Annotated in this window: 21 protein-coding genes; 9 read left to right on the top strand and 12 right to left on the bottom strand. The window is 71.0% G+C overall.

Annotated elements, in window-relative coordinates:
* Positions 1-43: 43 nt before the first annotated feature.
* Together OG199_RS37960 and OG199_RS37955 are read right to left on the bottom strand one after the other, a co-directional pair.
* Positions 44-424: a hypothetical protein gene (locus OG199_RS37960; protein WP_405833379.1), complete on the bottom strand. Its 381-nt coding sequence runs from the start codon at positions 422-424 to the stop codon at positions 44-46.
* Between the two features lie 91 nt (positions 425-515).
* Positions 516-929, bottom strand: coding sequence for a peptidoglycan-binding protein (locus tag OG199_RS37955; protein WP_405833377.1), 414 nt, complete (start codon positions 927-929; stop codon positions 516-518).
* 323 nt (positions 930-1,252) lie between these two features.
* On the opposite strand from OG199_RS37955, the gene OG199_RS37950 reads away from it, so the two are divergent.
* From OG199_RS37950 to OG199_RS37925, 6 genes are all read left to right on the top strand, one after another.
* On the top strand, positions 1,253-1,984 hold the full coding sequence (locus OG199_RS37950; RefSeq protein WP_405833375.1) for a peptidoglycan-binding protein: 732 nt from the start codon (positions 1,253-1,255) through the stop codon (positions 1,982-1,984).
* Positions 1,981-2,820 (top strand): DUF2690 domain-containing protein, encoded by an 840-nt coding sequence (locus OG199_RS37945; RefSeq protein ID WP_405833373.1) that lies wholly within the window; start codon positions 1,981-1,983, stop codon positions 2,818-2,820. The genes OG199_RS37950 and OG199_RS37945 overlap by 4 nt, the downstream gene beginning before the upstream one ends.
* 290 nt (positions 2,821-3,110) lie before the next feature.
* Positions 3,111-3,332, top strand: coding sequence for a hypothetical protein (locus OG199_RS37940; RefSeq protein ID WP_405833371.1), 222 nt, complete (start codon positions 3,111-3,113; stop codon positions 3,330-3,332).
* 431 nt (positions 3,333-3,763) lie between these two features.
* Positions 3,764-4,825 (top strand): sodium:calcium antiporter, encoded by a 1,062-nt coding sequence (locus OG199_RS37935; protein WP_401802086.1) that lies wholly within the window; start codon positions 3,764-3,766, stop codon positions 4,823-4,825.
* A gap of 129 nt (positions 4,826-4,954) precedes the next feature.
* Positions 4,955-6,352, top strand: a complete 1,398-nt coding sequence (locus OG199_RS37930; protein WP_405833369.1) for an LCP family protein — start codon at positions 4,955-4,957, stop codon at positions 6,350-6,352.
* A gap of 159 nt (positions 6,353-6,511) precedes the next feature.
* The gene (locus OG199_RS37925) at positions 6,512-6,727 is read left to right on the top strand and encodes a hypothetical protein (RefSeq protein ID WP_356798960.1); all 216 of its coding nucleotides are present in this window, start codon (positions 6,512-6,514) and stop codon (positions 6,725-6,727) included.
* Between the two features lie 654 nt (positions 6,728-7,381).
* Here the strand turns inward: OG199_RS37925 and OG199_RS37920 are convergent.
* Complete coding sequence (locus tag OG199_RS37920; protein ID WP_405833367.1) at positions 7,382-7,648, bottom strand: hypothetical protein; 267 nt, start codon at positions 7,646-7,648, stop codon at positions 7,382-7,384.
* 101 nt (positions 7,649-7,749) lie between these two features.
* Between OG199_RS37920 and OG199_RS37915 the strand changes: the two genes are divergently transcribed.
* Positions 7,750-8,187 (top strand): VOC family protein, encoded by a 438-nt coding sequence (locus OG199_RS37915; protein ID WP_405833365.1) that lies wholly within the window; start codon positions 7,750-7,752, stop codon positions 8,185-8,187.
* Positions 8,188-8,353: 166 nt separating this feature from the next.
* Here OG199_RS37915 and OG199_RS37910 read toward each other — a convergent pair whose 3' ends face one another.
* From OG199_RS37910 to OG199_RS37890, 5 genes are all read right to left on the bottom strand, one after another.
* A complete protein-coding gene (locus OG199_RS37910) occupies positions 8,354-9,247 on the bottom strand; it encodes an alpha/beta fold hydrolase (RefSeq protein ID WP_356798964.1) in 894 nt (297 codons plus the stop codon).
* Between the two features lie 12 nt (positions 9,248-9,259).
* Positions 9,260-10,072: an alpha/beta fold hydrolase gene (locus OG199_RS37905; protein WP_405833363.1), complete on the bottom strand. Its 813-nt coding sequence runs from the start codon at positions 10,070-10,072 to the stop codon at positions 9,260-9,262.
* Positions 10,073-10,214: 142 nt separating this feature from the next.
* A complete protein-coding gene (locus OG199_RS37900) occupies positions 10,215-10,616 on the bottom strand; it encodes a tautomerase family protein (RefSeq protein ID WP_405833361.1) in 402 nt (133 codons plus the stop codon).
* A gap of 154 nt (positions 10,617-10,770) precedes the next feature.
* The gene (locus OG199_RS37895) at positions 10,771-11,481 is read right to left on the bottom strand and encodes a flavin reductase family protein (protein ID WP_356798970.1); all 711 of its coding nucleotides are present in this window, start codon (positions 11,479-11,481) and stop codon (positions 10,771-10,773) included.
* Between the two features lie 148 nt (positions 11,482-11,629).
* Complete coding sequence (locus OG199_RS37890) at positions 11,630-12,055, bottom strand: nuclear transport factor 2 family protein (protein ID WP_405833359.1); 426 nt, start codon at positions 12,053-12,055, stop codon at positions 11,630-11,632.
* A gap of 290 nt (positions 12,056-12,345) precedes the next feature.
* On the opposite strand from OG199_RS37890, the gene OG199_RS37885 reads away from it, so the two are divergent.
* Together OG199_RS37885 and OG199_RS37880 are read left to right on the top strand one after the other, a co-directional pair.
* A complete protein-coding gene (locus OG199_RS37885) occupies positions 12,346-12,813 on the top strand; it encodes a helix-turn-helix domain-containing protein (protein WP_356798974.1) in 468 nt (155 codons plus the stop codon).
* 51 nt (positions 12,814-12,864) lie between these two features.
* Positions 12,865-13,728 carry an MBL fold metallo-hydrolase gene (locus OG199_RS37880; RefSeq protein ID WP_405833356.1) on the top strand — a complete coding sequence of 288 codons (864 nt, stop codon included), beginning with the start codon at positions 12,865-12,867 and terminating at the stop codon, positions 13,726-13,728.
* Positions 13,729-13,804: 76 nt separating this feature from the next.
* Here OG199_RS37880 and OG199_RS37875 read toward each other — a convergent pair whose 3' ends face one another.
* From OG199_RS37875 to OG199_RS37860, 4 genes are all read right to left on the bottom strand, one after another.
* Positions 13,805-14,788, bottom strand: coding sequence for an aldo/keto reductase (locus tag OG199_RS37875; RefSeq protein ID WP_356798978.1), 984 nt, complete (start codon positions 14,786-14,788; stop codon positions 13,805-13,807).
* Entirely contained in the window at positions 14,785-15,618 is an 834-nt protein-coding gene (locus OG199_RS37870) for an amidohydrolase family protein (protein WP_356798980.1), read from the bottom strand. Before OG199_RS37870 ends, OG199_RS37875 begins: the two co-directional genes overlap by 4 nt.
* A 130-nt stretch (positions 15,619-15,748) precedes the next feature.
* Positions 15,749-16,072 (bottom strand): L-rhamnose mutarotase, encoded by a 324-nt coding sequence (locus OG199_RS37865; RefSeq protein ID WP_405833354.1) that lies wholly within the window; start codon positions 16,070-16,072, stop codon positions 15,749-15,751.
* Positions 16,073-16,077: 5 nt separating this feature from the next.
* Complete coding sequence (locus OG199_RS37860; protein ID WP_405833352.1) at positions 16,078-16,830, bottom strand: SDR family NAD(P)-dependent oxidoreductase; 753 nt, start codon at positions 16,828-16,830, stop codon at positions 16,078-16,080.
* Between the last annotated feature and the right edge of the window lie 357 nt (positions 16,831-17,187).

The following is a 17,187-nucleotide window of genomic DNA, read 5'->3' as shown; positions in this document are numbered from 1 at the left end:
GAGGCGAAGGCGCGGTCGGCGCTCCGCCGTTGCGGGACACGGGTCAGCCGGTGCTGTCCCACTTCCAGCCGCTGCAGTTGTCCCGCTCCAGAGGAATGCTCACGCAGACGCGGTACTTGATGGTCTGGCCACCGGTGAAGCCGCGGTTGAAGTCTGCGTAGGTGTGGCAGCCCTTGGAGTTGCGCAGCGTCTGCTTGCTCGCGCCGGCCCGCTGATACTGGGCGTAGGACGAGAAGCCGTCGCAGAGGGTGTCGGACACCCTGAAGTCGTCTGTGCTGCTCCAGTAGTTGACGCGGGCGGCCTCCGTGCCCAGGTGGTACGCCGAGGTCTTGCCGGTCGCGGACGCCGAGCCGATCTGGAGGAACGACAGGACGCCGATCGATGCCACGGCGATTGCCCCGCGAGTGAGCTGCCGGACGGACATGGTGGTGCTCCTCTGGTCTGAACGCGTGTGTGTGCCGGACCCCCACCGCACCCCCCGTGGCTGCGGTGAGGGTCCGGCCGGCGACGATCCGTCAGCCGGTGGGGATGAGGTAGTAGCAGTAGTGGCCGGCCCCGCCGTAGTAGGTGCCCCCGGTGAGTTGTGTGTCCTCGATCAGGTGGTTTCCCGTGGCGGGTCCGACGATCCCGTCGGCGTAGCCGCCCATCCAGGCGTCCTGCGCGCGCCGGACCCAGTAGTCGGTCCAGTTGCCGAAGACGCCGTCTTCCGCCATCGGGCGCGAGTGATAGCCGTCGACGTGCCACTTCACGGCCCAGTCGTTGATCAGGTGCTGGACGCACCACACGGCGTGTGGGTTGTTGTCGTAACCCATCGCGATGTTGGGTGCCTTGGCGGAGGCGGTGGGCGCGAGGGCCAGCGTGCCGGCGGCTACGGCCGCGCTCACGGCGCCGGCCATGACGAGCCGGGACTTGGTCAGTGCGCTGGGCATGTTCACCTTCCTGTGGGGAACCGTGCGGCCTGCCGAAAGGGCCGCCTGGTCCAGGAGACGTCGGGGGCGGTACGGGCTGGGCATCGCCGCGCTGTTTGCGCCACCGAGCTTGCGCCGTCGGCGCAACCTCGTGCCACAGCTGGTCGGCAAGTGCCGAAATGGCGGGACGGTGCGTCCGTGACCTGCGCTGATGCGGGGCGGGACGGGATATTGCGGGACGCTGGCCGGATCAAGTCGGTGCGGGCCCGGGAAGGAGCGGTGGCAGGCCTTTTCTCAGTACTGTGGTGGGGCAGCACGGCACGTGTGAGGAATGGAAGCGGATCATGCGGCGATGGAAGGCGCTCCCGGCGGCTTTGGATCCATCGGCGCGCGAACTCGTCCTTCAGCTACGTCAGTTGAAGGACGCGCGGGAGCTGAGCCTTGCTCAGGTGGCTGCCAAGACCGGGTACAGCGCCTCCTCCTGGGAGCGGTATCTCGCGGGCCGCAACCTGCCGCCGCGCCAGGCCGTCGAAGCCTTCGCCCGCGCGTACGGCGCGGATCCGGACCGTCTGCTGGCGCTCCACGAGGTGGCCACCGTCACCTGGGCCGGCGCCGCCGTGCCGGAGCGGCGGGCCGCCGCGCCACCGGACACACCCGCCGACCCGCCCGCTCCGCAGCCGGCACCGGAGCGTCCCCGGCGCGGTCGGAGGATTCGGATCGCCGTGGTCGCGGGCGTGCTGGTCATGTCCGCCACGGCGGTGCTGCTGGCGGTACGGCCGTGGCACGACAGCGGTTCCGCCGCCCCACCGAGCTACGTCTGCCGCATCACCCGTACCGACGGTCTCTGGTACGCGGGCCTCAGCCGCACCCGGACCGACCTCGTCCAGCAGGGCATGGCCGGGGCGGAGGTCGCCGAGGTCCAATGCCTGCTCAAGCGCGCCGGCTTCCCCCCTGGAGACGTCGACGGGATCTACGGGGACCTCACCCAGCGGGCCGTCAGGAGGTTGCAGACGAAGCACCACCTGGCCGTCGACGGCGTGGTCGGGCCGCATACCTGGAAAGCCCTGCGCGGATGACGGCGACCGGCGGGACCGGAAACCGGGCGGCGAAGGGAACCGGGGATCTGCCCCCGGAGACCGCCCGCCTCGTCCAGGGTCTGCGCGGCCTCAGGGACCGCACCGGTCTCAGCCTGGCCCGCCTGGCCGCGGAGACCGGCTACAGCAAGTCCTCCTGGGAGCGGTACCTCAACGGTCGGACCCTGCCACCGCGCCGTGCGGTCCTCGCGCTGTGCTCGCTGGCCGACGAACCGCCCGCGCGTCTCGTGGCGCTGTGGGAGCTCGCCGCCCGGGCCGGCAGCACGCCGCCCGCCCCGGCCCCGCCCGCCCCGGCCCCGCCCGCCCCGGCCGCGAGCGCCCCGGCCGCGGCAGAACCGCCGCCGACGGCTCACCGGCTCCCGCGCACGCCGGTGATGGCCGGGGTCGCCCTCGGCTGCGCCGTCGTGGCCGGACTCGTCGTCGCCCTGTGGCCCGGTCCGGGCGGGTCCTCCGCGCCTGCCCCGCGGTGCCACGGCGCCGCCTGCGACGGCAGGAGCCCGGCCAGCACCTTCTGCGGACTGCAACTGACCACGCTCGCGACGGTCCACGCCACAGGCGGAGCAGAGCTCGACGTCCGTTACAGTCCGCGGTGCGAGACCGTCTGGGCACGCGTCACCCAGTCCCAGGTGGGCGACCGGATCGACATCACTGTGCCCGGCGGTCACGTGCGCGCCGCCCAGGTGACCGACAAACTCGACGCGCAGGCCTACGTCTACACCCCCATGGTGGCCGTCGGCTCAGCACACGACGTACGCACGTGCCTCACCCTCGCGCGCGGTGGCGTTCGCCAGTGCTTCACGGAGCACCCCCCGCGCTGACGCCGACCCCGGCTCCCGGCCTCGGGGGGTCGACTGCGGCCTCCTCGACCGTGATCGGCCCCGGGCCGGGCCCGCCGTACAACGGAGCCGCTGCGACGACGGCCTCCGCCGGCCCGGGGCGGAGCCGGTCGGCACGCCGGGCCCTCGAGCCGGTCGCCGTGACCGGCCGGCGTGCCCCCTCGACGGGGTTCGGATTCGGGCGTTCGGGGCGCCGCGAACCGTACGGGCACCCGGAACCCGGCACGGCGGGCGGCACTCGCCGGAAGGCCGTCAGCACGGCTGGTCCGGCGGTGACGACGGGCGCCGATATCGAGTGCGAGTCGATCGCCGCGCTCGAGCCGGATCTGATCGTCGGTGTCGACGTGCCCTACCTCGCCAAGACGTACCGGAAGCTCTCGGCCGTCGCGCCGACCGCCGTCACGTCCTTCAGCGACGGTGCCTCCTGGTCCACGTACCCCGGCGCCACGGCCCAGTTCGTGAGCCGCACCGGCCAACTGGCCCGGTTGGGGTAGACATACGACGACCGTGGCGCGGCGGTCCGGGGTGGTTCGCCAACACATGGCGATCACGAACACGCTGCGAGAGGATGGGAATCCGCATACTCCCCGGGGACGCCACTTCGTCGCCACGTTTCGTGCTCGATCCAGTCCGCATCCGAACTGCGAGGCCGTCTCGGCAGACGGAGAGCCCGAGGACTTCGTTCGGCGCGTCTGTATAGTGGGCGGCTGCGAAGGGGAGTAGCCCTGTAATACCGGTCGTCGACACACTGGAACCCTCGGGTTCCCGGTGGCCGGGCTCGTTTCCGGTGAGGACGCGGGTGGGCGAGACCTTCGGCCCTTTGTCGACGACGTGTACTGCGTGTCGGCGGGGTCGAAGCTTCCGCCGTCTCCCTTCGCGGTTGTTCTCGATGCCCCCGCCGGTGCGGGAAGGCTGAGCGAGACCCGTGATCCATTTCGTACTGCTGATCGTCTGCGCGGTGGCGATCTATCTCTCCTGTGAGTGGTTCGTCAACGCCGTGGAGTGGCTGGGCCGGCGCCTCAATGTCGGGAAGATGGCGGTCGGCACGATCCTCGCCGCCTTCGGCACCGCTCTGCCCGAGTCGGTGGTGACGCTGGTCGCGGTGACCACCGGCGCCACCGATGAGGCCAAGAACATCGGCGTGGGCGCCGCGATGGGCGGTCCGCTGGCGCTGGCCACCGTCGCCTACGGGGTGACCGGTGCGATGCTGCTGCTCAAGCGCCGCAAGGAGCGCAATGCCGTCTTCGCCGAGACGGGCATGGCTCCCACCGATCCGGCCGACTACCCGGAGGCCGAGGAGGCCCTCGGAAGCGTCGCGGACATGAAGCGGCTGGCGAAGGACCAGAAGTGGTTCCTGCCGATCTTCGTCGTGAAGGTGGCGCTCGGCCTGGTGGCGTTCGCGTTCAAGCCCGCGCTTGGCCTGCTGTTCTTCGCCGCGTACGCCGTCTACTTCTGGCGGGAGATCCGCGGCGGTGACGACGGGGACGGCGAGGAGGACGAGCTGGAGCCCCTGAAGTTCCAGCCGAGGGCCGCATCCCCCGCCACGTGGGCCGTTGCCGCCCAGACCCTGCTCACCCTCGTGGTGATCTTCTTCGCCTCGCAGCTGTTCGTGAAACAGCTGGACGCGATCGGTCCGATGCTCGGCCTGTCCGCCGCGGTCACCGCGCTGTTGCTGTCGCCGATCGCCACGGAGCTGCCGGAGATCATGAACGCGGTGATCTGGGTACGCCAGGGCAAGACCAAGCTCGCGCTGGCGAACATATCCGGCGCCATGATGATCCAGGCCACCGTCCCCTCGGGCCTGGGCCTGCTGTTCACGAAGTGGCACTTCGACACCGCCCTGTTGTGGTCCGGGCTGATCACCATGGCCGCGATCGTCTATCTCCTGCTGACCATGCGCGCTCGCAGGCTCACCCCCGCCCGCCTCGCTACCGCGGCCGGTTTCTACGTGGTCTTCGCCCTCGGCCTCATCCCGATCCTCAGCTGACCGAGTCCCTGCCGCCCTGTTCCGGGCGGCGGCCCCTCCTGCCGACGACGCGGCTCTTCCGTCGGCGACCGGGCCCTTCCTGTTCACACCTGACTCGGTACTCGGCCAGCGAAGGAACGTGTTTCCACCATGACAGGACACGCACGCACCACCCCCAAGGACGACCAGAGCATCTCCCCGCGAGGACGTCGTCGTCGGGGCCGTCCGCGCCGCCGGATCGGACGCTGGATCGCGCTCGCCGCCGCCGTCCTGGTCCTGGGCGCGGCCGCTGCCGGCGGTTGGGCCTACACCCACCTCAACGGGAACATCAAGGGCGCCGACGTGGGCGACGCGCTGGGTGACAACCGGCCCGAGGCCGCGAAGGGCGGCCAGAACATCCTCGTCATCGGCTCGGACAGCCGCAAAGGGCTCGGCGACACCTACGGCAAGAACCTCACGACCATGCAGTCCGACACCCTGATGCTGCTGCACACCGGCGGGAACGGCAAATGGGCCACCGTCGTGTCCTTCCCCCGCGACTCATGGGTTCAGATCCCCGCCTGCGACCGCGGGAACGGCACCCGCTCCAGCACCCACCACTTCAAGATCAACGAGGCGTTCGCGATCGGTGGTTCCACCGGCGACACCGCCAAGGCCGCCGCCTGCACCATCAAGACCGTCGAGGCCAACACCCATGTCCGGATAGACCACTTCATGATCGTCGACTTCCGCGGGTTCACCGGCATGGTCGATGCCCTCGGCGGCGTCGAGGTCTGTCCCGAGCAGCCCATCCACGACAAGAAGGCGCACCTCGATCTGAAGGCCGGCTGCCAGCTCGTCAGGGACGACAAAGCCCTCGGCTACGTCCGCGCCCGCTACAGCGTCGGCGACGGCAGCGACATCGGACGCATAGGACGCCAGCAGGAGTTCATGCAGTCCCTCGCCACCCGCGCCAGGTCCAAGCTGTACAACCCGGGCGCGCTGTACGGGTTCCTCAACTCGGCCACCAAGTCCCTCACCACCGACCCGGCGTTGGCGGGCATCAAACCCCTCTACAGCCTCGCCGGCAGCGTCAAGGGCATCCCCACCAGCCGGATCGCCTTCCTGACCGTGCCGAACTATCCCCGCGAGCGCGACGTTCCCACCGACAAGGCGAACGTCACCTGGCAATACCCCGCCGCACAGCGGCTGTTCACCGCACTCACCCAGGACCACGAAACCACCCAGGCGGACCTGAAGAAGGCCACCGCACAGCTGCCACCCGCTGCCTACACCATCAACATCACGGTCCTGAACGGCACCGGCACCCCCGGCGCGGCCCAGACCACCGCCGACCGGCTGACCGCCCTCGGCTACCGGATCATCGCCACCGGCAACGCCCCCGCCCGCGTGGAGAACAGCACGCTCACCTACCCGCAGGGTCTCGCCGAACAAGCCCGGGCGCTGGCCGCTCGCCTGCCCGGACTCACACCGGCACGCTCCGACCAGGCCGCCCCCGGCACCCTCACCCTCACCGTCGGCCCCGACCTGTCCGGGCCTCAGGGCTGACACCCGCGCTCCCGGGCGGGACCGATGTGCCGACGCGGCTGCGTACGCCGGCACGGGAAACAGGCTCTGCCCGGGTGCCGTACCGACGTGTCCTGGCCCGCAGCCGCTGACACGAGCCACCACCCGCACGCCTTTCCCCGTCCACGAAATGTGACTGGTATGCCCAACGATCCAGATGCCCGCGAAGAAGCGGATCCGCCTCCGTCGAACGGCTTCGTGCCCGTGCCACGGTGCTGGATCTGCGGAGTGCTGGCGACCGTCGCCCAGGCGGCATGGCACGGCGAAGAGGGCCTCACCCAGCGGGACTGGCTGTCCGTGACGGGCAGCGGGATGCGTCACCGCATGCACGACCACGGTCTCCCGCCGATCGCATGAGCCACGCACCCGATTCCGCGCCGGTCCAGCTCACCGATCGGCTCGCGGCCTCATCCGCTCACCGCGGCCGGCGCGTAGCGACTGGGCGTCAACGGCGGCCCGCAGCGTCACGTGATGATGAAGATGCTTCCACAGCCCCCAGGGCCCCCGCCACCTCCGCCGCCTCCGCCCGGGCCTCCCGGTCCGCCCGGTCCGCCCGGTCCGCCTGGCCCGCCACCGCTGCCGTTGTCGGGTGAACCGCCCTGAACGCAGTCACCGCCTGGACCACCGCCGCCCCCTCCCCCGCCACTCCCTCCCCCGCCGCCCCCGTCGTCACCGCCGCCGCCGCCGGAGATGCTCACAGCCTGGCCGACGTCGCCGCGCGGGGGGAGGCCGCCCGCGAACGCGCAGTTGATGCCGGCGACAGCGGCCGTGGTCGACAGTGCGGCTGCGGCTGCGAGCGCCGCGCAGCGTTGCGGGAAAGTCATCGCTTCTTCGCCTCTTCACTGTGTTGGCGGCCGGCCCGGGCGGATCGGTCGCCACACGCGGCCGCCGGCTGCTCACCCTCGCGGGAACCCGTGGAGCGCGGCGGCCATCGCACTCCCTTTCCGGATTAACACGGAGGCGACGACCCGGCAACTCGAGCAAAGCCGGCTCCGCCGCGGCGCGGCTCCGTCAGCGGTGCGGTCCCTTGATCGCGAAGCGGGGCGACTCCCCCTCCCAGGGTTCGGGCTCGTGACAGCGCATGACCGGCTTGAACGCGGAACGCCGCCGGTGGTCCTCCAAGAGCGAGACGGCCAGGCAGTGGTGACCGGTGGTGCGTCCGGCCGTGACGGCGACGGCCTCGTCCTCGTCCTCGTCCTCGTCCTCGTCCTCGAGGTGTCCCGAAACAGACCTTCGGTATGAGGGGGTTGGGCGGGGCCTGGGTCTGACCGGGGTCATGACCGCACGAGACAGCGGCGGCCGACAGTGGGCAGTCCTCCCGGCAACATGCTTATCCGGACCGGGAGATGAGCGACAGCTCCCCCTGCTATGGTGCGCCGATGTCATCGATCAAGCAGGTCCAGATCACCTTCGACTGTGCGGAACCCGAGCGCGTCGCGCGCTTCTGGTGCGAGGTGTTGGGGTACGTCGGACCGCCGCTACCGGAGGGGTTCGCCACTTGGGACGACTTCGACCGCTCCCTCCCTCCTGGGCATCAGGGCCCGGCGTCCGCATCATGCGCTGATCCCTCAGGCGTGGGCCCGCGACTGTACTTTCAGCGTGTTCCCGAAGGGAAGGTCGTCAAGAATCGGGTGCATCTTGACGTGCGGGTCGGCACCGGACTCGTGGGTGAGGAGCGCGTGGCCACGCTGGAGGCCGAATGCGCACGGCTGGTCGCGCTCGGCGCGGTACGCGTACGACTGCTGCTCGCCGACGAGGACAACGAGTCGTGCCTAGTGATGCAGGACGTCGAGGGCAACGAGTTCTGTCTCGACTGAGCATCGTCCGAGACGGCGAGGCGCGGAGCCGTCTCCCTCGGGCCTCCGTCGAAGTGGTCCACATGGGCCGGGAGTTGCCCGGTAAGGGCGTCCCAGCGCCGCGCGGCGGTCGTCCGGGACCGCTCCCGGTGGCCGGGCCCGATCCCGGTGACGGCATCGGTACCCCTCAGGCGAGGTGCTCGCGGAACCACGCGACGGCGGCGCTGCTCGCCTTGTCGAACTGGGTGGTGTACGGGTCGAAGTGGCCGCCCGGGATCGTCCGCAGTCGCTTGGGTTCCAGCGCGCGCTCGTAGGCCGCGAGGGCCAGGTCGGTCACGGTGACGGTGTCGTCGAGTGCGACCACCATGAGCAGCGGGGTGGGCGAGACCCTGTCGACCCAGATTCCGGGCTCGTACATGCGCGCGGCCCGGGTGGATCGGACCGTGACCTCGTTCTCCCACACACCGTCGGGCTTGGGCTGGAGGTAGAAGTCGATGGCCTCCCGCGCTCGGTAGGACACGGGCACCGCCGGGTCGCTGCCGACGACGGCCAGGGTGCGGGGGGCCTCGCCGCGCAACTGGGCGCGCTCGTCCTCGGAGAATCCCTCCTCCAGGGCGGCGACGGCCTCGGGGACGACACGGCGCCTGCCCTGCTCGAAGCCACTGATGGTCGGCACCTGGGAGACCACGGCCCGCAGTCGGCGGTCGGTCGCCCCCAGGACCAGGGCGTGGCCGCCGGCGTAGCTGGTTCCCCACAGGCCGATCCGCTCCGGATCGACCTCGGGGAGACTCTCCAGGAAGGAGATGGCCCGACGCCAGTCGGCGATCTGCCGCCATGGGTCGACGTCCTGGCGCGGTCGGCCGTCGCTCGCCCCGAAGCCGCGGTGGTCATGGACCAGGACGACGAAGCCGTTCTCGGCGAAGGCCCGCGCGAACGGTTCGAGTCCGTGCTCCTTGACCGCGGCGTAGCCGTGCGCCATGGTGATCGCCGGATGCGGGCCCGGGCCGTCCGGCAGGAAGAGCCATCCCCGCAGCTGTACCGCGCCGTCGGCCTTGAACTGGACATCCTTGCGCTGGATCATGGAACAACCTTCTCAGTGGGGAGGGCCTTCAGCCCTGGTGGAAGTGCCCTGGGCCTCGGCAAGGAGGCGGTCGAGGTGGGTGGCGACGTGGGCCGCCTGCTCGATGTGGGCCCAGTGGCCGGCCTCGGACACCGCCAGCGCGGTCACGGCGGTGAAGCGGGGCGCGATCGCGTCGTCGACCATGTTTTTGGTGACGAACCCGTCGCCCTCGCCGCGCAGGATGAGCACCGGGCCGGTGTAGCCGCTCGGCCGTTCGCCGCGGGGGTGGCCGGTGTTCCAGCAGTCGGCGAGGGCGCGGACGACCTCCGGACGCAGATGCAGGCCGGTCGCCACCAGCCGGTCGCGTTCGGCCTCCGGGAACGCGGCGGACAGCTGTTCGCGTACGCCCCGCTGCCCGTCGGCGTCGCCGCCCAGCGAGCGGAACTGTTCGATCGTCTCGTCGGGCAGGTGTACGCCCGCGAGGGGGACCGGGGTCACCAGCACGAGTCCGCGGGCCCGGTCGGGTCGCTGCACCGCGACCAGTTCGGCCACGGCAGCGCCCATGCTGTGACCGACGATCACGAAGGGCTTGCCGAGGGCGTCGACGACCCGGCCCGCCTCGTCGGCGAACCGGTCGTAGTCGTAGGGGCCGCCCACCGCGTCACGGTCGCCGCAGCCGGCCAGGTCGAGAGTGACGCACTCGATGCCGGGGGTGGCGAGCCGGGAGATCAGGCGGTCCCAGGCGTACTGGTCGTCGAGGAAGCCGTGCACGAACACCACGGCGAGGTCTCCGTCACCGGTGCGCCGATACCGTATGCCGGTGTCGGCGACGCGTTCCGTCTTCATGGAGGTCCTCACTGTCCGGGAGTGGACGTCGCCCCGGAAGGGGACCGGTCCTGGCTTTCGATGGGGCGGTCGGTCGGACGTGCGTCCAGGCGCCGCGTCCGGTGGATCGCGTCGATCCCGGCCGACGGCCAGGTCGCCGGGTTCACCAGCGCGGAGTTCCTTCGGCCAGCTGCAGTTCGCCCCTCCCGAACGAGAAGCTCTCGTTCGGGACCGGGACCAGGGCGATGAAGATGTCGTCGGGCGAGACTCCGAGCGCCTCGACGACCAGCCTGTTGATGGCCGCGGACACCGCCCGCTTGTCCTCCAGGGGCCGGTGGGCTCCGAGGAGAACCGTGATGATCATGGCGTCCGAGCTGCGCTGCATGCCCATGAACGTCGGGTCGAGGAACAGTTCGTCCGCGCCGTGTTCGCTGATCGCGATGAAGCGGTCACCCTCGGGGATGCCGAGCCCCTGGACCAGCGACTGGTTGAGCGCGTCGGCGAGCGCACGCTTCTGCTGCGACGAGAAGCGGTCGGCGGGGATGTGGGCGTTGAAGACCGGCATGGGGGACTCCTTCGGGGGGTGCGGTGTCGGGTTGCCCGACTTGTTCGGGGGGCCTGGTCGAGGCCCCGGTCGTGGTGCTGCCGCCCCGGCCGTCCACGGCGCACGGCACGAGCCTGCGGGGCGCGGATGCGGTCGGGGTGGGGCGTCGGTGACGTCAGGCCCTGGTGGCTCCGGAGGGGGACCATTCGGCGGTGTCCACCGGCGACCATCCGTCCGGGCGCTCGTCGAGGCGGTGGCTGCGCACGCCCAGACGCTCGCTCAGGATGTCCGCGGGCAAGGGAGGGACGAACGCGTTGTCGGCCAGGGTGTACTCGGCGGCGAGGCGGCCGACCGCCGGAATCGCCGCGGTGTCGATGCGTCCGTTCCGGGCGTAGACGTCGTCCCGGATGTGGAAGCGCACGACCTTGCCCCAGACGACCTGGTCGTTGACGTCGCCGACCTGGATGATCCGGTCGAGCGTGCACTCCATGGCGATCGGGGAGCCTTTCACCCGCGGCACCTTGACCACTTCACAGGCCTCTTTGGCCAGGCCGACCTCATCGAACTCGTCCTGTGAGCCGTCGAACTCGATCGCGCTGCGATGCATCTCGTGGGCCTGTGGAAGCGTGACCAGGTTGGTGACGAACTCACCGCTGTCCCGAATGTTGACGAACGTGTCCTTGAGCGTTCCGTCCGACCGCGGCTGCAGGGTCAGGGACACCATCGGGGGGACCCTGCTCACCACGGTGAAGAACGAGATCGGCGCCAGATTGGCGACACCGGACGACGACAGGGTGCTCACCCAGCCGATCGCACGCGGTGTGACCGCCCCGATGAGGAGCTTGTACGCGGACCTCGCGTCCAAGTCGTCGCTGTTGATGATCACGTCGATAGCCTCTCTGGCGTGCACGGCGGCCCAGCGCTGGTGAGCCGCCCGTCTTCTCGGAGTCGCCCGGGGTCCGCTCCGCGATCGGCGTCAGTGTGGACGGGGGTTCCCTCGGGGGTGGGTGCGCCGCGCCGTCGCGGTCGCGGGATCAGTTGGCCGCGGACGCGAAGAACTCGAGGCCCTCGAGCACGTCGCGCCCCTTGGCGGTGTCGGCGTACAGCCGCGCCTGCGTGATCAGTCCGTCGGTCACGGCGAACAGCAGGAGGTGCTCGTTCTCCATCGTGCGGCCGTTCTTCGCCTTCGCCCGGGCCCGGACGGGGACCACCACGTGCGATCCGGCGTCGAGCACCGTGTGCAGGTCGTAGTCGAAGTACTCGTAGTAGTGGTCGAAGAGATCCTTGTAGAAGGCCACGAAGCCCTCGCGCCCGTGGAACGTCCCGCCGTAGGGCAGTGAGGTGGGGAAGTTGAAGACCACGTCCGGCGACATCAGCGCCACCAGGTCGGACGAGTCGTTCTTCTCGAATCCGGTGTAGGCGCGGTGGCAGGCATCGACGATCGCCTGGTTGCTCGACATGCTTCCTCCATGCTCGTGGCTGTGCGCGGTGCCGGGTGGACATGTGTCCACGCACCCCGGTTTCCGTCCGGTCGTACACGGAGGGACCGGAGGCCAGGGGGTGGCCCGGTCGGCTCGTGGGACACGCGGCGGGCCGGGGGCCCGACGGGGCTCGGGCGGTCACCGAGCGGCTTCGCGGACCGACGGAGCGGTGGTGCCGGCCGACGGCCCGATGTCAGCTAAGTTCCCATTCGGAACTCAGGAAGTCAAGGCTGAGTTCCAAATGGGGACTCTGGGGTTATCCTGACTCCATGGAGTGGCGTGAGATGGATCTGGGCAATTGCAGCGTCGCCGCGGCCCTGGGGCTGATCGGCGAGCGGTGGACCCTGCTCGTCCTGCGCGAGGTCTTCGCCGGGCTGCACCGCTTCGACGAGATCGCGGAGCACCTCGGGATCTCCCGTCGCGTCCTGACCGAACGCCTGGGGCAACTCGTCGGCGCCGGCCTGCTGGAGCGCCGGAGCTACCAGGAGGCCGGACAGCGAGCGCGCCACGAGTACCACCTCACGTCGTCCGCCCACGACCTGCAGTGGGTGCTGGCCGCCCTCCTGCAGTACGGAGACACCCATCTCGGCGGCCCGGAGGGTCCGCCGACCCTGCTGAACCACGCGGGGTGCGGCGGCCAGGTGCACGTCGAGCTGCGCTGTTCCTGCGGGCAGGAGGTCTCCGGCTCCGAGGTGGTGCCGATCACCGGCCCCGGCGCGGTCAGCACGTCCCCGTGACGGCAACCGGAGTCGCGCGAGCCGCTTGCCGCCCCTGAAGGAGGCATCACCATGACCGCATCCGCATCCGCATCCACTCCCCTGGCGTACGAGGTTCTGGTCCAGGAGGGGACACCCCGGGCCGGCGGCGAACGGCTGCCCAACGGTGAAGAGCTCGTCTCCTCTCCCCTGACGTCGACGCTGATCTTCGGGGACGAGGACGCCGTGCTGGTCGACCCGCCTCTCACCATCGAGCAGACCCAGCGGGTGGGCGACTGGATCGAACGCTCCGGCAAGCGCCTGGCCCACATCTACGCCACCCACGGGCATGGCGACCACTGGTTCGGCACCGCCGATCTCGTCAAGCGGTTCCCCGGCGCCACCGTCTACGCGACCCCCGGAACCATCGAGGTCATGCACCAGCAGGCCACCGAGGGCCGCGAGGAACTGTGGGACAGACGCTTCCCCGGCCTGATCCCCGACACCCCGGTCCTGGCCCGGCCCGTACCCCCCGAGGGCTTCCTGCTGGAGGGCGAGCTCGTCGAGGCCGTCGAGGTCGGTCACACCGACACCGACAGGACCACGGTCCTGCACGTGCCGTCGATCGGTCTCGTGGTGGCCGGCGACGTCGTCTACAACGGCGTGCACCAGTACATCCTCGAAGGCGGAAACGGCGGCCTGGAGGAATGGCTCGTGGCCCTCGACCGCGTGGCCGCGCTTCAGCCGCGTTCCGTCGTGGCCGGTCACAAGAACAAGGACCTGCCCGACGACCCGGCCACCATCGACGAGACCCGCCAGTACCTGCTCGACGCCATCCGGCTGCTCGGCCAGAACCCCACCCCCCGCGAGTACTTCGACCGGATGACGGCCCTCTACCCGGACCGGCTCAACCCGGGCCCGGTGTGGTACGGAGCGGTGGGCCTGCTCGGAGCCTGAAAGAGTGTTCGACGGTGGTCGACGGCTCGTGCGGGCGAGGACGTGCAGGACATACCGCTCGGCCGTGGAGGCCGGACTACCGGGATCCGTCCTCGGGCGCCTCGGCGACGGCGTCGAGGTCCGCCCACGCGGCGTCGGTCAGGTCGGTGGCGGCCCACGCGGCGGCGGAGGTGACCTCGTCGGAGGAACGGAAGCCCGCGACCACCCCGGCCACGACGGGGTCGCGGAGCGGGAAGCGGACGGCGGCGTGCGGGAGGACGGTGCCGTGCCGGGCGCAGACGTCGGCGAGGCGCCGGGCGCGGCGCAGCACCGCGTCGGGGGCGGGACCGTAGTCGAAGGTGGCGTTGCCGGGAGGGCGGGACCGGCTGAGCAGACCGGAGTTGAACGGCGCCGCGGCGACCACCGAGACGCCCCTTCCCGCGCACGCGTCCAGCAGCGGGCGGGCGGTGCGGTCGAGCAGGGTCCACCGGCCGGCCATCATCACGGTGTCCACGTCCGCCTCGGCGACGACCCGCAGCAGTGGGGCGACGGCGTTCGTGCCGACGCCGACGGCGCCGATGACACCTTGGTCGCGGAGGGCCACCAGCGCGGGCAGTGCCTGGTCGACGGCGGCGTCCAGGTGGTCGTCCGGGTCGTGGACGTAGACGATGTCCACGCGGTCCAGGCCCAGGCGGGTCAGGCTGCCCTCCAGGCTCCGCAGGACGCCGTCACGCGAGTAGTCGGGGCGGCGGATCAGCGTGTCAGGTACGGCGAAGCCCCCGGCGGCCAGGTCCGATCCGGTGGGTGCGGGGTGCGGTTCCAGCATGCGGCCGACCTTGGTGGAGACGGTGAACTCCGCTCGTGGCCGGTGGGCGAGGGCCTCGCCGAGCCGTCGTTCGGAGAGTCCGAGGCCGTAGTGCGGGGCCGTGTCGTAGTACCGCACGCCGACGTCCCAGGCGGTCTCGACCGCGGCCCGCGCCCGGTCGTCGTCGAGGGGGGTGTAGAGGTTGCCGATGGGGGCGGCGCCGAACCCCAGGGGGCTGACGCGGACGTGCGTACGGCCGAGCCGGCGGCCGGTCACGGGGCGATCCCGTACCAGCGCGCGGCCGTCGTGCCGAAGACCGCCTCGCGCTCGTCGGCGCTCAGCTGGTCGGTGAGCGTCTCGACCACGGCGAGGACGTCGTCGTACTCGGCCGCGAGCAGGCAGACCGGCCAGTCCGAGCCGTACATGAGGCGATCGGAGCCCACCGTCGCGAGCAGTACGTCGACGTACGGGCGCAGAGCACGGGCAGGGGCGGCTCCGGTCCGGGTGACCAGGCCGGACAGCTTCACGGCGACGTTGGGGCAGTCGGCCAGCTCGGTCAGCAACGAGGTCCACGGCGTGAGGCCGTCGGCGCCGATGACCGGATTACCGGCGTGGTCGAGGACGAAGCGCACGTCGGGCAGTTCGCGTACGGTCCGGACGGCGGCGGGGAGTTGGTCGGGGCGGACGAGCAGGTCGTAGGCGAGGCCCGCGGCTCCGACCGCCGCGATGCCGCGGCGGACCTCGGGGCGCGCCGGCCAGTCCGGGTCGGTCTCGTCCTGGATGCCGTGCCGGATGCCGACGAGCGCGGACGCCCCGGGCAGTTCACGCAGTTGTGCGAGGCGGTCGGCGATACCGGGGTCGGTCAGGCTCGTCCAGCCGACGACCGCTCGGACGTGGCTGTCCTCGGCCGCCAGGGAGAGCAGTTCGGGGGTCTCCTCCGGCACGGCGATGGTCTGTACGAGGACGGTGGCGTCGATCGTGTTCCGGCGGAGGGCCGGCCGCAGTTCGGTGGCGGTGAAGGTTCGTCGCAGGACGGGGAGGTCGCGGGTCCACGGCTGGTCGCGCACTGCGAGGTCCCACAGGTGGTGATGAGCGTCGATGCGCACTGTTGGGTCCTTCGGGTCGGTGGACGGATGTCGGAAGGGCACGCGCGCCGTCCGGATGAGAGGCAGGACGGACCTGCGCGGGGGCTGCGTGAGGGCGGCGTGGGGCAGGTGGGGCACACGCCCCGTGCCGTCAGTCGAGGTGGAAGATCTCCTCGGCCGGGGCCCACCGCTGTCCCTCGGCCACGCCGGCCAGCGGCTGCTGGCACGGGTCGGTCACCGCCCACCAGTCGCGGGAGACCGGGTCGGCGGCGATCGCCGCGGTGTCGGTGGCGTAGTCGGTCCCGGTGTACTCCAGGTAGCTGAACAGCAGTCCGTCCCTGAGGAAGATGGAGTAGTTGCCGATGTTGGCCCGCTTGAGGGCCGCCAGTACACCGGGCCACGCGGCGGTGTGCAGTGCGCGGTACTCCGATTCCTTCTCGGGCCGCAATCGGATCACGGCGGCGAAGCGCTGCATCCCGCTCAGCCCTCTCGCCGCAGCCGCAGTCCGTCCATGCCGCCGTCCACGGCCAGAGAGGTGCCCGTCGTGGAGCCCGCGGCCGGGGAGGCCAGATGGACGACGGCGGCGGCGACCTCGTCGGCGCTCACCAGGCGGCCGTGCGGCTGCCGGGCGGCCAGTGCCGCGTGTTCGGCCGCCGGGTCGTCCGCCCGGTCCAGCAGCCGACCGACCCACGGTGTGTCGGCGGTGCCGGGGTTGACGGCGTTGACCCGGATGCCCTCGGGCAGAAGGTCCGCGGCCATGGCCCGGGTCAGCGACAGGACCGCGCCTTTGCTGGCCGAGTACAGCGCGCGTCGGGGCAGGCCGGCCGTCGCGGCGATCGAGCCGATGTTGACGACCGCCGCGTGGGTGGAGGCGCGCAGTGCGGGCAGCGCGGCGCGGGTGACCCGCACCAGACCGAGGACGTTGATGTCCAGCACGCGGTGCCACTCCTCGTCGGCGTTGTCCTCGATGCCGCCCTGCGCACCGATCCCGGCGTTGTTGACCAGGATGTCCAGGCCGCCGAGAGCGGAGACGGCCTCGCCGACGCCGCTCACGACAGAGGTGTCGTCGCCGATGTCGGCCCGGACGTGGAGGGCGAAGCCCTCGGGCGCCGCCTCGGCCAGGTCGAGCACGGCCACCCGCGCCCCCTCGGCGGCGAGCAACCGGGCGGTGGCCAGGCCGATGCCGGAGGCACCGCCGGTGACCAGAGCCCTGAGTCCGTCGAGAGCACCCATGGTCCTCACTCCGTCGGCCCCGGATATCAGGGGGCTTTCGGTTCCTGACGTGCCGTGCCGTGCCTGTCTCATAGCGGTCTCTCCCACGGGTGCGCGCTCGGGATTCCGCCGCCCGGGGCACCCTCGGGCCGCACGGCCCCGCGCTCCGGTCGCGGCTCGAGCCGGACGGCGGGTCCCGGTGGCAGCCGCGTCGGACGCCCGTCGCGGCGCCGCCGTGCTCCATCGAAGGATCTGCTTCATCCGACACGATGGACCATAAGGATCTGACTCTTCCTGTGCAATAACTCCAGGCGGGATATCCCTTTTTTCATGATAGATAGGGGTTCTGACGAGGCGTGAACAAAAATTTCCTCGGAC

The organism is Streptomyces sp. NBC_01176 (genome assembly GCF_045039825.1).
In the GTDB taxonomy this organism is placed as follows: Bacteria; Actinomycetota; Actinomycetes; order Streptomycetales; family Streptomycetaceae; genus Streptomyces.
The sequence above is the reverse complement of the archived record's forward strand: the minus strand, read 5'-3'. Positions and strand labels throughout refer to the sequence as shown.

What these genes read in the sequence shown, in the direction of transcription:
- OG199_RS37960 (WP_405833379.1), bottom strand. Translation starts at nt 424, where the DNA reads ATGTCCGTCCGGCAGCTCACTCGCGGGGCAATCGCCGTGGCATCGATC.
- OG199_RS37955 (WP_405833377.1), bottom strand. Translation starts at nt 929, where the DNA reads ATGCCCAGCGCACTGACCAAGTCCCGGCTCGTCATGGCCGGCGCCGTG.
- OG199_RS37950 (WP_405833375.1), top strand. Translation starts at nt 1,253, where the DNA reads ATGCGGCGATGGAAGGCGCTCCCGGCGGCTTTGGATCCATCGGCGCGC.
- OG199_RS37945 (WP_405833373.1), top strand. Translation starts at nt 1,981, where the DNA reads ATGACGGCGACCGGCGGGACCGGAAACCGGGCGGCGAAGGGAACCGGG.
- OG199_RS37930 (WP_405833369.1), top strand. Translation starts at nt 4,955, where the DNA reads ATGACAGGACACGCACGCACCACCCCCAAGGACGACCAGAGCATCTCC.
- OG199_RS37925 (WP_356798960.1), top strand. Translation starts at nt 6,512, where the DNA reads ATGCCCAACGATCCAGATGCCCGCGAAGAAGCGGATCCGCCTCCGTCG.
- OG199_RS37920 (WP_405833367.1), bottom strand. Translation starts at nt 7,648, where the DNA reads ATGACCCCGGTCAGACCCAGGCCCCGCCCAACCCCCTCATACCGAAGG.
- OG199_RS37915 (WP_405833365.1), top strand. Translation starts at nt 7,750, where the DNA reads ATGTCATCGATCAAGCAGGTCCAGATCACCTTCGACTGTGCGGAACCC.
- OG199_RS37910 (WP_356798964.1), bottom strand. Translation starts at nt 9,247, where the DNA reads ATGATCCAGCGCAAGGATGTCCAGTTCAAGGCCGACGGCGCGGTACAG.
- OG199_RS37905 (WP_405833363.1), bottom strand. Translation starts at nt 10,072, where the DNA reads ATGAAGACGGAACGCGTCGCCGACACCGGCATACGGTATCGGCGCACC.
- OG199_RS37900 (WP_405833361.1), bottom strand. Translation starts at nt 10,616, where the DNA reads ATGCCGGTCTTCAACGCCCACATCCCCGCCGACCGCTTCTCGTCGCAG.
- OG199_RS37890 (WP_405833359.1), bottom strand. Translation starts at nt 12,055, where the DNA reads ATGTCGAGCAACCAGGCGATCGTCGATGCCTGCCACCGCGCCTACACC.
- OG199_RS37885 (WP_356798974.1), top strand. Translation starts at nt 12,346, where the DNA reads ATGGAGTGGCGTGAGATGGATCTGGGCAATTGCAGCGTCGCCGCGGCC.
- OG199_RS37880 (WP_405833356.1), top strand. Translation starts at nt 12,865, where the DNA reads ATGACCGCATCCGCATCCGCATCCACTCCCCTGGCGTACGAGGTTCTG.
- OG199_RS37865 (WP_405833354.1), bottom strand. Translation starts at nt 16,072, where the DNA reads ATGCAGCGCTTCGCCGCCGTGATCCGATTGCGGCCCGAGAAGGAATCG.
- OG199_RS37860 (WP_405833352.1), bottom strand. Translation starts at nt 16,830, where the DNA reads ATGGGTGCTCTCGACGGACTCAGGGCTCTGGTCACCGGCGGTGCCTCC.